The following is a 13421-nucleotide window of genomic DNA, read 5'->3' as shown; positions in this document are numbered from 1 at the left end:
TCGCCGGCGCGCATGTCTTGCTTGGTCAGCGACTCTTCGAAAAGGGCCGCAAAAGATTCGGTGTTCGGGTTGGAGGTTTGCAGGTCGGACATAAAAATGCGTAATGGCATGGCTTCGCGGGTGTCAGAGCCGGCCGAGCGTCAACTCAGCGGCGCGTTGCGACTCGATGCGAACACCATACGGGGTTAAGGGTTAATCCCACGCTCGAGGCGTGCCGCCATCGGCACCTCGAGCACCTACCGCGCCCGATACCACTTCACCACTTCGCCGACCGCCTGGTCGATCGAAAGCGCAGAAGTATCGAGCAGCTTTGCGTCTGCTGCGGGCTTGAGCGGTGCGGCGGCGCGATTGCTATCGCGTTCGTCGCGCTCACGCAAATCCCGGAGCAAGTCATCCATATTAGCAGAAAATCCTTTTTGGATCAATTGCTTATGCCGTCTGGCCGCGCGGGCCTCGACACTGGCCGTCAAAAACACCTTCAGAACGGCGTCGGGGAAGATCACGGTGCCCATGTCGCGCCCGTCGGCGACCAGCCCGGGCTCCTTGCGGAATGCCCGCTGACGCGCCACCAGAGCGGCTCGCACGTCAGGATGGACGGCGATCGCCGAGGCGCGATTGCCGATTTCCTCGGCGCGGATCTCGCTCGAGACATCGACGCCGTCGAGTTGCGCGCACCCCTCCCGAAAGGTGATGTGCAAGTCGCCCACGAGCGTGGCCAACGCCTGCTCGTCGCTGGGCGCGACGCCGTAGCGCACGCTTGCGAGCGCGGCGAGCCGGTAAAGCGCCCCGCTGTCGAGCAGGTGAAAGCCGAGCTGGGCGGCGACGAGTGCCGCGACCGTGCCTTTGCCGGAAGCGGTCGGGCCGTCGATGGCGATGACGGGGGTCTGGTGAAACGGGCGAGTCGGTTTCATCTAGGCAAAAGGTCGAGCCTCAAACGCGAACGAGCGTTTTAAAGCGGTCGAAATAATCGGGGAACGTCTTGCCGACGCACTTCGGGTCATTGATGCGCACGGGCACACCGCCGAGCGAGACGAGCGAGAAACACATCGCCATCCGGTGATCGTCGTAGGTATCGATCGCGGCGTTCGGCGCCAGTGTCGCGGGCGGCGTCACCACGAGGAAGTCTTCGCCCTCTTCGATCGTCGCGCCGACCTTGCGCAGCTCCGCGGCCATCGCCGCGATCCGGTCCGTCTCCTTCACCCGCCAGCTGCCGATGTTGCGCAGCCGCGTCGTGCCGCGCGCGAACAGTGCGCAAACGGCGATCGTCATCGCCGCGTCGGGAATCAGATTGAAATCCATGTCGATCGCTTCGAGCTGGCCGTGATCGTGCCCCACGCCGCGCACCTCGATCCAATCGTCGGCCATCGTGACGTTCGCGCCCATCGCCGTCAGCGCGTCGGCGAATCCGACGTCGCCCTGAATGCTCGCGCGCCCCACGCCCACGACGCGCACGGGCCCGCCCGCGATCGCCCCGGCCGCGAGGAAATACGAAGCCGACGACGCATCGCCCTCGACCATGATCGAACCGGGCGACTGATAGCGCACCCCGGCCGGCACGGTGAAGCGCTGCCAGCCTTCACGGGCGACCGTCACGCCAAAGCGCTCCATCAGCTTGATCGTGATCTCGATATACGGCTTCGAGATCAGCTCGCCCTCCACTTCGACGACGATCTCGCCGCTCTGGGCCCGCACGAGCGGCAGCGTCATCAAGAGCGCCGTCAGGAACTGGCTCGAGACGTCGCCGCGCACGCGAATCGGCTCGTCGACCGCGATCGTCCCGGCACGGATGCGCAGCGGCGGAAAACCTTCGTTGCCCTCGTAATCGATGCGCGCACCGATCTGACGCAAGCCATCGACGAGATCGCCGATCGGCCGCTCATGCATGCGCGGGACGCCGTGCATGCGATAGTTGCCGCCGTTGACGGCCAGCGCGGCCGTGAGCGGACGAATCGCGGTGCCGGCATTGCCGAGAAAGAGGTCCGCCGTTTTCGCGGTGAACGCGCCGCGCGTGCCTTGCACGACGCAGCCGTCGCTCTCGCGCGTGAGCTTCACGCCGAGCTTTTCCAACGCATCGAGCATGACGCGCGTGTCGTCGGAATCGAGCAGGTTCGAAATCGTGGTCTCGCCTTCGGCCAGCGCCGCCAGGAGGAGAACACGATTGGAAATGCTCTTCGAGCCGGGCAGACGGATCGTGCCTTGCGCCCCGGAGTAGGGGCCGAGATCGAGGTAATCCATGAGAGGTCCTTTTATTTCGGCGCGAGCGGGCCGCTCGAACGGCCGCCGCGTTCCTGCCATTGAGTACGCGCTTCGCGCGAGCGTGAGAAGACCGCTTCGAGCGTGGCGCCGTCGCCCGCGACAATTGCCGCGCGCAACTCGGCGAGTACCTTCGTATAGCCGTCCAATTCTTCGACGAGCGCATCGCGATTGGCCAAACAGACATCGCGCCACATTTCGGGGCTCGATGCCGCGATCCGCGTGAAATCACGGAACCCGCCGGCTGCGAACGAAAACTTCAGCGCCGCGTCCGGCGCGTTCAAGATGCGCTCCACGAGCGCGAACGACAGCAAATGCGGCAAATGACTGACCGAGGCGAATACCCGATCGTGCTGCTCGTGGCTCATCGTGCTCACGCAGGCGCCCGTCGCGCGCCATAGCGCGTCGATACGGGCGACGTCGGCCGGCCTGTTCTCGGCCAACGGACACAGGACGACATTGCGGCCCACATAAAGATCCGGCAGCGCGGCCTCGACGCCGCTCGACTCACGGCCGGCGATCGGATGACCGGGCACGAATTGAGCCGCGCGCGCACCGAGCGCGGCACGCGCCGCCGCGACGACGTCCGACTTCGTGCTGCCCGCATCGGTGACGATCGTGCGCGCATCGAGGAACGGCGCGATGCGTGCGAGCAACGGCTGCGTTTGCGCGACAGGCGCCGCGATCAGGACGAGATCGGCACCGGCCAGCGCCGCGGCCAAGTCGGCGTCGTCGCCGAGCACCGCGATGTCATCAACGACGCCGAGCTCGCGTGCACGCTCGGCCGAGCCACGCGTGCGGCCGACACCGACGATGCGCCCCACGCGCCCGGTGCCGCTTCGCTCGCGCAAGGCGCGCGCCAGCGAGCCGCCGATCAGCCCCACGCCGAAGATGACGAGTTTGTCGAAAGTGAACGTGGTCAAAAGTTGCTCGCAAGCGGAAAGAGGCGCGCGCACCGGGCGCGCGCGAGGTTTGCCGCGCGGCCGTCAGGCCGGCGCGAGCGATTTTTCGAGTGCGGCGAGGAACGCTTCGTTTTCCTCGGGCAGGCCGATGGTCACGCGCAGCCACTGCGGCAGCCCGTAATTGCCAACCGGACGCACGATCACCCCCTGCCGGAGCAGCGCCAGGTTGACGCGCGCACCGGCGCCGTCGTCGTTGCCCACTCGCACAAGCACGAAGTTGCCGAACGAGGGGACGTATTCGAGGCCGAGCTGATCGAAGGCTTGCGTCAGACGACGATAGCCGGCGGCATTGAGCTCGGCCGTCTTTTCGAGGAACGCGGTATCGTTCAGCGCCGCGATGGCGGCGGCTTGCGCGATCGTGTTGACGTTGAACGGCTGGCGCAGCCGGTTCAAAAGATCGGTCAATTCGGGTTGAGCAATCGCGAACCCGACGCGCAGCCCTGCCAGCCCGAACGCCTTCGAGAACGTGCGCGACACGATGAGGTTCGGATAGCGGCGCGCCCAGGCGATCGAATCGTAGCGGCGATCGGCCGCGAGGTACTCCGTATACGCCTCGTCGAGCACGACAACCACCCGCTTCGGCACTTTGTCGAGAAATGCCTCGAGCACGGGCCCTTCGATGAACGTGCCCGTCGGATTGTTCGGGTTGGCAATAAACACCAGACGCGTGTCCTCTTCGATCGCGGCGAGCATGGCATCGAGATCGTGTCCATGATTCACGGCCGGCACGACGATCGCCCGCGCGCCGAGCCCTTGCGTCGCCAACGCATACACCGCGAACGAGTACTGAGCATAGACGACCGACTGCCCCTTTTCGACGAAAGCATGCGCGGCGATTTCGAGGATATCGTTGCTGCCGTTGCCGAGCGTGATCCACTCGGCCGGCACCCCGTAACGTGCGGCCAGCGCGGCCTTGAGCTCGAACGCATTCGCATCGGGATAGCGGCCGAGTTCGGCTGCCGCACGCGCCATCGCGGCCTTCGCCGACTCGGGCATACCGAGCGGATTTTCGTTCGATGCCAACTTCACGATCTGCGCTTCGTCGAGCCCGAACTCACGCGCGACTTCCGAAATCGGTTTGCCGGCAACGTAAGGGGCGATTTGACGCACGTAGGAAGGGCCGTATTGCATCGTCATGACTGTCTCCAAAGCGGATTGTACGAGTTCGTATTCACTGGATGAATCGGTGCGCGGGCGCATCGTGCATCGCAGGACGGGCAGCGCGCCAACATTTGCGGCACTAGCGCGAGCGAGGATACGCGCCGAGGATCTTCAGGAACGCGGCCTTCTTCTCGAGCTCGGCGAGCGCGGCGGCAACCGGCGCGTCCTCACGATGCCCTTCGATGTCGATATAAAAGTAGTATTCCCACGTGCCGGCGCGCGCGGGACGCGACTCGAAACGCGTCATCGACACGCCGTGTCTGGCCAGCGGCTCGAGCAGCTTGAATACTGCGCCCGGCTCATTCTTCACCGAGACGATCAGCGACGTTTGGTCGTGCCCGGTGCGGCCCGCCGGTTCGTGGCCGATCATCACGAAGCGCGTTCGGTTGTGCGGATCGTCCTGAATCATCGCGTTCGCGATCTGCAGCCCGTAAAACGACGCCGCCCGGTCGCTGGCGATCGCCGCGACGGTCGGATCGAGCGACGCCATGCGCGCCGCCTCGGCATTGCTCGAAACCGCTTGGCGCTCGACATGCGGCAGGTGGGCCGCGAGCCAGCGCTGGCATTGCGCCAGGGCCTGCGCATGCGCGCAGACGCGCACGACGCCTTGAAGCGCCCCGCTTTGTGTGAGCAGGTTGTGTCGAATCGGCAAGGCGAGTTCGCCGCCGATCACCAATTGCGATTGCAGCAGCAAATCGAGCGTACGCGACACCGCGCCCTCGCTCGAATTTTCGACCGGCACCACACCGAACTGCGCACTGCCCGCCTCGACGGAGCGAAACACTTCGTCGATCGACAGGCATGGCAGCCCCCCGATCGAATGGCCGAAGTACTCGACCATCGCCTCTTCGCTATACGTACCGGCCGGGCCGAGATAGGCCGCGGTGACGGGCTGTTCGAGCGAACGGCTCGCCGCCATGATTTCGCGCCAGATTGCGCTGATGTGTTCGCCCTCGAGCGGACCATCGCTCAGCGCCTGCAAGCGTGAAATCACCTGCTGCTCGCGCTCCGGCCGAAATACCGGTGCGTTGTACTGCTTCTTGACCTCGCCCACTTCGAGCGCGATCGCTGCGCGCTGATTGAGCAGCGCGATGACCTGCGCGTCGATCGCATCGATCTGGTCGCGCAAAGGCTTCAGCTTTGAATTAAGTTCGTCGTCCATGCGTAAAACGGCCGTGTCGAAAACGGGCGGCGCGGCGCGCGCGCCCTGCCCCGCGCGATCAGGCGCGGGTGCGTTCGAATTCCTTCATGTACTCGACGAGCGCTTTGACGCCCTCGAGCGGCACCGCGTTGTAGATCGACGCCCGCATGCCGCCGACGGACTTGTGGCCCTTGAGCTGCATCAGCCCGCGCGCTTTGGCGCCGGCAAGGAAATCCTCGTTGCGCGATTCATCCGCGAGGAAGAACGGGACGTTCATCCGCGAACGCGAATCGCGCTCCACTTTGTTGCAATAAAAGCTGCTCGCATCGATCGTGTCGTAAAGCAGCTTCGATTTTTCGAGGTTGCGCGCCTCGATTTCCTGCAATCCGCCCTGCCGCTTGAGCCATTTGAAGACGAGGCCCGCGATGTAGATCGCGTACGTTGGCGGCGTATTGAACATTGAATTGTTCTCGGCCACGATGCGCCATTCGAAGGCCGACGGGCAAATCGACAGCGCGCGGTCGAGCAGATCCTCGCGCACGACGACAATCGTCAACCCGGCCATGCCGATGTTCTTTTGCGCGCCGCCGTAGATGACGCCATACTTGGCCACATCGAGCGGCCGCGACAGCACGTGCGAGGAGACATCGGCCACGAGCGGGACATCGCCCAGTTCGGGGATATCGAACGTCTCGACACCGTGAATCGTCTCGTTCGTGCAAAGGTGAACGTAAGCCGGATCATCGGACAATTGCCATTCGCCGCGCTTCGGCGCGCGCGTGAAGCCGTCGGGCGTCTCGCCCGATGCAGCCAGATGCGGCTTGCAGTACTTGCCGGCTTCCTTGAACGTCTTTTGCGACCACGAACCCGTGACGACGAAATCGGCGACATCCCGTTTGCCGAGCATGTTCATCGGAACGATCGCGTTTTCCCCCAGCCCGCCGCCTTGCAGGAACAGCACGCGGTGACTCGCCGGCGCCTGCAGCAACTCGCGTAGATCCGTCAGCGCTTCCTCGTGGATCGACATGAATTCGCGCCCGCGATGGCTCATCTCCATCACGCTCATACCGCTGCCATGCCAATCGAGCATTTCATCGGCCGCTTGACGCAACACCTCTTCGGGCAGCGCCGCGGGCCCGGCCGAGAAATTGAAGACGCGCATCGAGAAACCCCTGGGAATGTGGATGAACGGATGAGCGGACGTGAACGCCGCGCACGCTGCCGGCATACACGCCGGGCTCAACTCAGAAATAGATAATGGCCGTTCGCGCATTTCGCGCAAACGGCCATTATCGCACCGCCGATTGAAAACCGCTCGCGCAGGCTCGCCGAACGAGCCCACGGCGTGAAGCCCGAACGGCCCGGCCCAAGCGGACGGGGCAGCTCGGCGTGTGCGGATTTTACTTGCCGGGCTTGACCGCGGCGACTTCCTTATCGGCTTGCGCGCGCGTGGCCTGGATCGACTGCGGCATGTACTTCTGCATCAGGCCGCCGACAACATCGCGGCCCACTTGATCTTGCACCTGGATGAACTTGCGGCCCGTCGAGCTCTTGTAGAACTTCGTCAGATCCTTGATTTCGTCGGCCGAGTAGTACTTCGCGTAGGCATCGTACTGCGCTTGCATCGCGTCGTTGCGGAATGCGTCCGTCGTGAACACTTGACCGGCCGAATCCACCAGCTTCTGCACCGCGTTCTTCTGCAGCGTCGGCACAGCGGCCTGCTTTTGCTTGTCGCTCAGCGTCTTGTTCTCCGACAGCGCTTCCGACAGGATTTCAGGCACGTACTGCTTGGCTTGCATCTGAGCGCTGTTACCGATCGCACCGACGAGCTTTTGAGCGTCGATGGCCTCGAGCAGCTCCTTGATCGCCGCTTGCTTGGCCGGATCGACCGGGGCGGCGGCGGCAGCAGCCGGAGCCGCCGGCGCTTGGCTCTGGAGGGCTTGCGCCATCGCGAAAGTCGGCACGAAAGCAGCCAGCAGCATCCATTGCTTGAATCGTCGTTGCATCATCACTCCCTCTAAAAAATGAATCGTTCGCGCGCGAGACGGTGCGGCCCCGTTCGTCACGCCCGCCGTCGTCAGCCGCGACGGGCGCCCTCACCTGTACCGCGATTGCTCGCGCGCTTCTTTGTCTTTCGTTAAACCGGGGTGGTCGCGGCGGCGCGCCGCGTCACGTTCACTGCTGCCCGCCGTCCTCGCCCGCTTCTTCGTCTGCCGCGCCATCGACGTCGACATCCGAATCGGCTTCCGCAATCTGCTGCAGGCCGGACAGCTTCGTCCCCTCGTCAAGGCTGATGAGTGTAACACCCTGCGTTGCCCGGCCCATCTCGCGAATCTCCGCCACACGTGTGCGAATCAACACACCCGTCGTCGTGATCAGCATGATTTGACCTTCGGCATCGACCAGTGTGGCAGCCACCACCTTGCCGTTACGCTCGGACGTCTGGATCGCGATCATACCCTTGGTGCCACGCCCATGCCGCGTGTATTCGGTGATCGGCGTACGCTTGCCGTAACCGTTTTCGGTCGCCGTGAGCACAGTTTGGGTTTCGCTGCCGGCCACGAGCATGGCGATGACCTGCTGCCCTTCTTCGAGCTGCATGCCGCGCACGCCACGCGCCTCGCGGCCCATCGGACGCACGTCGTTTTCGTCGAAGCGCACGGCCTTGCCGGCATCGGAGAACAGCATGACGTCGTGCTGACCGTCGGTAATGGCCGCACCGATGAGGAAATCGCCCTCGTCGAGCCCGACCGCAATGATACCTTTGCGCAATGGTCTGCTGAAAGCCTCGAGCGGCGTCTTTTTAACTGTGCCGAGGGAAGTGGCCATGAACACGAACTTATCGGCCGAGAACTCCTTGACCGGCAGCACGACGTTGATCTTTTCGCCATCCTGCAGCGGGAACATATTGACGATCGGCCGGCCCCGCGAGTTGCGCGAGCCTTGCGGCACCTCGTACACCTTGACCCAATAAACGCGGCCGCGGTTCGAGAAGCACAGGATGTGATCGTGCGTGTTCGCGATGAACAGCGTGTCGATCCAATCGTCTTCCTTCATCTGCGTGGCCTGCTTGCCGCGCCCGCCGCGTTTTTGCGCGCGGTACTCCGACAGCGGCTGCGACTTCACGTACCCCGTGTGCGACATCGTCACGACCATGTCCTGCGGCGTGATCAGATCCTCGGTGTTGAGTTCCGTCGCGTTCAGCTCGATCTTGGAGCGGCGGGCATCGCCGAACTCAGCCTTCACGGCCGTCAGTTCATCGCCGATGATGGCCGTGATGCGCTCGGGCCGGGACAGGATGTCCAGCAGATCGGCGATTTGAGCCATGACTTCGCGATATTCGCCGATGATCTTGTCTTGCTCGAGCCCCGTCAGGCGTTGCAGACGCATTTGCAGGATTTCCTGCGCCTGCGTATCGGACAGCTTGTACAAGCCGTCGCTCTGCATGCCGAACGCCGGATTCAAGCCTTCGGGACGGTACGCGTCGCGCCCGCCGGCCGCCGCGTTATCGGCTTCGGCGCGGGCCAGCATGTCGCGCACGAGCGACGAATCCCACGCCCGCGCGATCAAATCCTGCTTGGCGATCGGCGGCGTAGGCGCGGCCTTGATGATGGCGATGAATTCGTCGATGTTCGCGAGTGCGACAGCGAGCCCCTCGAGCACGTGACCGCGTTCGCGCGCCTTGCGCAGTTCGTATACTGTGCGCCGCGTCAGCACCTCGCGCCGATGCGCCAGGAACGCGTCCAGCATCTCCTTCAGATTCAGGAGCTTGGGCTGGCCGTCGACGAGCGCGACCATGTTCATGCCGAACGTGTCTTGCAGCTGCGTGGCCTTGTACAGATTGTTCAGCACCACCTCAGGCACTTCACCGCGCTTGAGCTCGATGACGACGCGCATCCCGCTCTTGTCCGATTCGTCGCGGATATCGGAGATGCCCTCGAGCTTCTTCTCGTTGACGAGTTCGGCGATACGCTCGAGCAGCGAGCGTTTGTTCACCTGATACGGCAGCTCGTCGACGATAATCGCCATGCGCTGACCGCGGTCGATTTCCTCGAAGTGCGTGGCGGCGCGCATGACGACGCGCCCGCGCCCCGTCCGATAGCCGTCGCGTACGCCGGCCACGCCGTAGATGATGCCGGCCGTCGGAAAATCGGGCGCCGGAATGATCTCGATGAGCTCGTCGATGCTCGACTGCGGATTCTTCAGCAGATGATGGCACGCGTCGACGACTTCGTTCAGATTGTGGGGCGGGATGTTCGTTGCCATCCCGACGGCGATGCCCGACGAGCCATTGATCAGCAGATTGGGAATGCGCGCCGGCAGGATCAGCGGCTCGTTCTCGCTGCCGTCGTAGTTCGGACCGAAATCGACCGTTTCCTTGTCGATGTCGGCGAGCAGTTCGTGGCCGATCTTGGCCATGCGGATTTCGGTGTATCGCATGGCGGCGGCGTTGTCGCCGTCGATCGAACCGAAGTTGCCCTGGCCGTCCACCAGCATGTAGCGCAGCGAGAAATTCTGCGCCATGCGCACGATGGTGTCGTACACCGCGGTATCGCCGTGGGGATGGTATTTACCGATGACGTCGCCGACGATACGCGCCGATTTCTTGTACGGGCGGTTCCAGTCGTTGTTCAGCTCGTGCATCGCGTACAGTACGCGGCGGTGCACCGGCTTCAGGCCGTCCCGGACATCGGGGAGCGCCCGTCCCACGATCACGCTCATCGCGTAATCGAGATACGAACGGCGCATTTCCTCCTCGAGGGAGATCGGCAGAGTCTCTTTGGCGAATTGATCCATTATCCGTATCGTTTTCGGGCGTGAGCGGAGCGAAAACTGCGTGATACGCTCACCCCCACTCACTCCCGCGGCCCCAGCAGGAAGCGCCGGGCATCACGCGATTCTAACATGGGCGCCAGCCGCGCCCGACACGCGCGGCATGTACTCCCCCACGCACCCGGGCGAGAACAGCCCGAACGCCGCAGATTCATGCCGACGGGGGAGTCCTGAGTTTCCTTCGCCGTTTGTCCGCGGTTCGGTCGCGGTTCGGTAGCGGGTTGTGCTCGCGCGGGCACGCATCGTGCGGCCGGCGATCGCCCCGAAATGCCCGTTGCGCCTTGTTGTTGCTGAGGCACCACAATCCAAACGGCCCGTAACAGACGGTAGGAATTTTTTTTCGTAAGAAGGGAACGATATGGCAAAATGCCAACGCACTTGGTTAGACGCTGCTCGAAGTGTCCACAGGGTCACGGTTTTTTGTGCCGCACCAATGTTATACTCCGAGCAATGTATGACTAGTCTTCGTCATCCAAGCTCGCAGTAAACCTGCGGTAATCTCAATTTCGAGAGGAGAAATATGAATAAATTTTCAAAGCTCGCGTTCATTGCAGCTACCGCAGTCATGGCTGCATCCGCATCGGCACAGTCGGTGCCGGCGTCGCGACAAGCTACGAACGACAACTGGGTGAACGGCACCGGCGAATACGTGTGGATGAACGGCACGAACGAGCTTTGCTGGCGCGATGCGTTCTGGACGCCGGCCACGGCCAACGCCAAGTGTGACGGCGCGCTCGTCGCGCAAGCCCCGACGCCGCCGGCACCGGTCGCTCCGGCTGCTCCGGCCCTGACGAGCGAGAAGGTCACGTACCAAGCCGATTCGCTGTTCGACTTCGACAAGGCTGTCCTGAAGCCGGCTGGCAAGGAAAAGCTGGACGATCTGGCTTCGAAGATCGAAGGCATGAACGTGGAAGTCGTGGTTGCAACGGGCTACACGGACAAGATTGGTTCGGACAAATACAACGACCGTCTGTCGCTGCGCCGCGCGCAAGCTGTGAAGGCTTATCTGGTCAGCAAGGGTGTGCCGGCCAACAAGATCTACACGGAAGGCAAGGGCAAGCGTAACCCGGTCAAGACGGATTGCGCCCAGAAGAACCGCAAGGCACTCATCGCCTGCCTGGCACCGAACCGCCGCGTGGAAGTCGAAGTCGTCGGTACGCAGCAGGCCAAGCAGTAAGCTGCCCCGCTTCGCATCACGAAAAACCCCGCTTCGGCGGGGTTTTTTTCTGTCGTCGCCAGGGTTCATCGGCCGGTCCGTTTTTGCCGCAGCGCGCAACCCTCGATATACTCGGCCTAATCCTGGCCTCCCTTCCCGTAACGTTATGACGAATGCCGATCCCCACGAGCTACGGAAATTTAGCGAACTTGCACACCGTTGGTGGGATCCGAACGCCGAATTCAAACCCCTGCATGAACTGAATCCGGTCCGGCTCGGCTGGATCGATGCCCACGCACACCTGCCGGCCAAGCGCGTACTGGATATTGGCTGCGGCGGCGGCATTCTTTCGGAATCGATGGCCGGCCTCGGCGCGCAAGTGAAAGGGATCGATCTGTCGAACCAGGCGCTGGGCGTGGCCGATCTGCACAGCCTCGAAAGCGGCATTACGGTCGAATACGAGGAAATCGCAGCCGAAGCGCTCGCCGCGCGCGAGCCTGCCAGCTACGACGTCGTGACTTGCATGGAAATGCTCGAGCACGTGCCGGATCCGGCCGCAATCGTGAAAGCCTGCGCGACGCTCGTCAAGCCGGGCGGCTGGGTGTTCTTTTCGACGCTGAACCGCAACGTGAAGTCGTATCTGCTCGCCGTGATCGGCGCCGAGTACATCGCTCAGATGCTGCCCAAAGGCACGCATGATTACGCACGGTTCATTCGTCCTTCGGAGCTTGCCGGTTTCGCACGCGCGGCGGGCCTCCGTGAAGTTGAAGTCAAGGGCATCACGTATCGTCCGCTGGGCAAACACTTCACGCTGTCGGACGACACGAGCGTCAACTACTTGTTCGCCTGCCGTCTCGACGGTTAAGCGCCTGGCAAGCGGTAGGCGAGGTGCGCTTGCCGCTTTCGACGGTCCCCGTTCGCCCGTCCATTCCTTATCTCTCCCGATTCATGAGCCAGACCACCCCGCAGCCTGTGCAGCACAATGACGCGCCGCAGATCGCGCAATGTTGCGCGGCCCTGTTCGACCTCGACGGCACACTGGCCGATACGGCGCCCGATCTCGTCGCCGCCGTCAACAAGATGCGGCGCGACCGGGGGCTCGAACTCGTTCCCGTGGAGCGGCTGCGGCCCCTCGCCTCGGCCGGCGCACGAGGCTTGATCGGCGGCGCGTTCGGTATTGGGCCCGACGATCGCGATTACGCGCCGATGCGCGAGGAATTCCTGGCCAACTACGAAGCCGACCTCTGCATTGAAACGACACTCTTTCCTGGGATCGCCCCCTTGCTCGATGCGTTGGATGGACGTGGCATTCGCTGGGGCATCGTCACGAACAAGATGGGGCGCCTGACGGTCCCGCTCGTCGAGCAACTGGGGCTGGCTTCCCGCGCGAGCTGCGTCGTGAGTGGAGACACCACCCCGCACTCGAAACCGCACCCCGCCCCGCTGCTGCATGCCGCGCAAGCGCTGGCGCTGGCGCCGGGAAAAATCGTCTATATCGGTGACGACTTGCGCGATATCCAAGCCGGCTTTGCGGCCGGCATGGCCACTGTCGCTGCCGCCTACGGCTATTGCGGCGCGGATTTGCCGCCCGCGATGTGGCACGCGCAGCACATCGTCGATTCCACGGAGCAGTTGGCCCATTTGCTCGGCACGCTCGGCTGAGGCGCCTCCTGGCCATGGCTGCGGAGGCGGGTGTTTTTCGTTCGGCCCCAGTCCGGGCCCAGGCGCCCTCTTGATTTCCGCGTCGGCCGCACCATGTCGGGTTCTGTGAGATAATTGCTGTTCACGCTTGTAGGGGCCGACCTGGTTTCGACAAGGGTTATGAAGCAGTCAGGGCATGCCGAGGACCCGTCACCTCGTTAATCAATGGGAAAAACGTAACTGCAAACGACGAAACGTTCGCACTGGCAGCCTA

The 13421-nt window shown here is 63.4% G+C and carries 11 protein-coding genes and 1 other RNA gene; 4 read left to right on the top strand and 8 right to left on the bottom strand.

Annotation, left to right across the window (positions count from 1 at the left end; all coding sequences use genetic code 11):
• Nucleotides 1–236: 236 nt before the first annotated feature.
• The 8 genes from cmk to gyrA all read right to left on the bottom strand — a co-directional run bounded on the left by cmk (nucleotide 237) and on the right by gyrA (nucleotide 10314).
• The gene (cmk, locus tag ACTHL0_RS20390; protein WP_440568696.1) at nucleotides 237–911 is read right to left on the bottom strand and encodes a (d)CMP kinase; all 675 of its coding nucleotides are present in this window, start codon (nucleotides 909–911) and stop codon (nucleotides 237–239) included.
• 19 nt (nucleotides 912–930) lie between these two features.
• Nucleotides 931–2235: a 3-phosphoshikimate 1-carboxyvinyltransferase gene (gene aroA, locus ACTHL0_RS20385; protein ID WP_440568695.1), complete on the bottom strand. Its 1305-nt coding sequence runs from the start codon at nucleotides 2233–2235 to the stop codon at nucleotides 931–933.
• A gap of 11 nt (nucleotides 2236–2246) precedes the next feature.
• Nucleotides 2247–3176 carry a prephenate dehydrogenase gene (locus ACTHL0_RS20380; RefSeq protein WP_440568693.1) on the bottom strand — a complete coding sequence of 310 codons (930 nt, stop codon included), beginning with the start codon at nucleotides 3174–3176 and terminating at the stop codon, nucleotides 2247–2249.
• Nucleotides 3177–3239: 63 nt separating this feature from the next.
• Nucleotides 3240–4352, bottom strand: a complete 1113-nt coding sequence (hisC, locus tag ACTHL0_RS20375) for a histidinol-phosphate transaminase (protein WP_440568692.1) — start codon at nucleotides 4350–4352, stop codon at nucleotides 3240–3242.
• Nucleotides 4353–4455: 103 nt separating this feature from the next.
• Complete coding sequence (gene pheA, locus ACTHL0_RS20370; RefSeq protein ID WP_440568691.1) at nucleotides 4456–5538, bottom strand: prephenate dehydratase; 1083 nt, start codon at nucleotides 5536–5538, stop codon at nucleotides 4456–4458.
• A gap of 58 nt (nucleotides 5539–5596) precedes the next feature.
• The gene (gene serC / locus ACTHL0_RS20365) at nucleotides 5597–6679 is read right to left on the bottom strand and encodes a 3-phosphoserine/phosphohydroxythreonine transaminase (protein ID WP_440568690.1); all 1083 of its coding nucleotides are present in this window, start codon (nucleotides 6677–6679) and stop codon (nucleotides 5597–5599) included.
• A 238-nt stretch (nucleotides 6680–6917) separates the two neighbouring features.
• The gene (locus tag ACTHL0_RS20360; protein WP_440568697.1) at nucleotides 6918–7523 is read right to left on the bottom strand and encodes a DUF2059 domain-containing protein; all 606 of its coding nucleotides are present in this window, start codon (nucleotides 7521–7523) and stop codon (nucleotides 6918–6920) included.
• 169 nt (nucleotides 7524–7692) lie between these two features.
• Entirely contained in the window at nucleotides 7693–10314 is a 2622-nt protein-coding gene (gene gyrA, locus ACTHL0_RS20355; RefSeq protein WP_440568689.1) for a DNA gyrase subunit A, read from the bottom strand.
• Between the two features lie 556 nt (nucleotides 10315–10870).
• Between gyrA and ompA the strand changes: the two genes are divergently transcribed.
• From ompA to ssrA, 4 genes are all read left to right on the top strand, one after another.
• Nucleotides 10871–11527 (top strand): outer membrane protein OmpA, encoded by a 657-nt coding sequence (gene ompA / locus ACTHL0_RS20350; protein WP_440568688.1) that lies wholly within the window; start codon nucleotides 10871–10873, stop codon nucleotides 11525–11527.
• Nucleotides 11528–11672: 145 nt separating this feature from the next.
• The gene (gene ubiG, locus ACTHL0_RS20345) at nucleotides 11673–12371 is read left to right on the top strand and encodes a bifunctional 2-polyprenyl-6-hydroxyphenol methylase/3-demethylubiquinol 3-O-methyltransferase UbiG (RefSeq protein ID WP_440568687.1); all 699 of its coding nucleotides are present in this window, start codon (nucleotides 11673–11675) and stop codon (nucleotides 12369–12371) included.
• An 83-nt stretch (nucleotides 12372–12454) separates the two neighbouring features.
• Nucleotides 12455–13168 carry an HAD-IA family hydrolase gene (locus ACTHL0_RS20340; protein WP_440568686.1) on the top strand — a complete coding sequence of 238 codons (714 nt, stop codon included), beginning with the start codon at nucleotides 12455–12457 and terminating at the stop codon, nucleotides 13166–13168.
• Between the two features lie 132 nt (nucleotides 13169–13300).
• Nucleotides 13301–13421: a transfer-messenger RNA gene (ssrA, locus tag ACTHL0_RS20335) on the top strand; the annotation flags it as partial.

This window comes from Trinickia sp., assembly GCF_051961175.1.
Lineage (GTDB): Bacteria > Pseudomonadota > Gammaproteobacteria > Burkholderiales > Burkholderiaceae > Trinickia.
The sequence above is the reverse complement of the archived record's forward strand: the minus strand, read 5'-3'. Positions and strand labels throughout refer to the sequence as shown.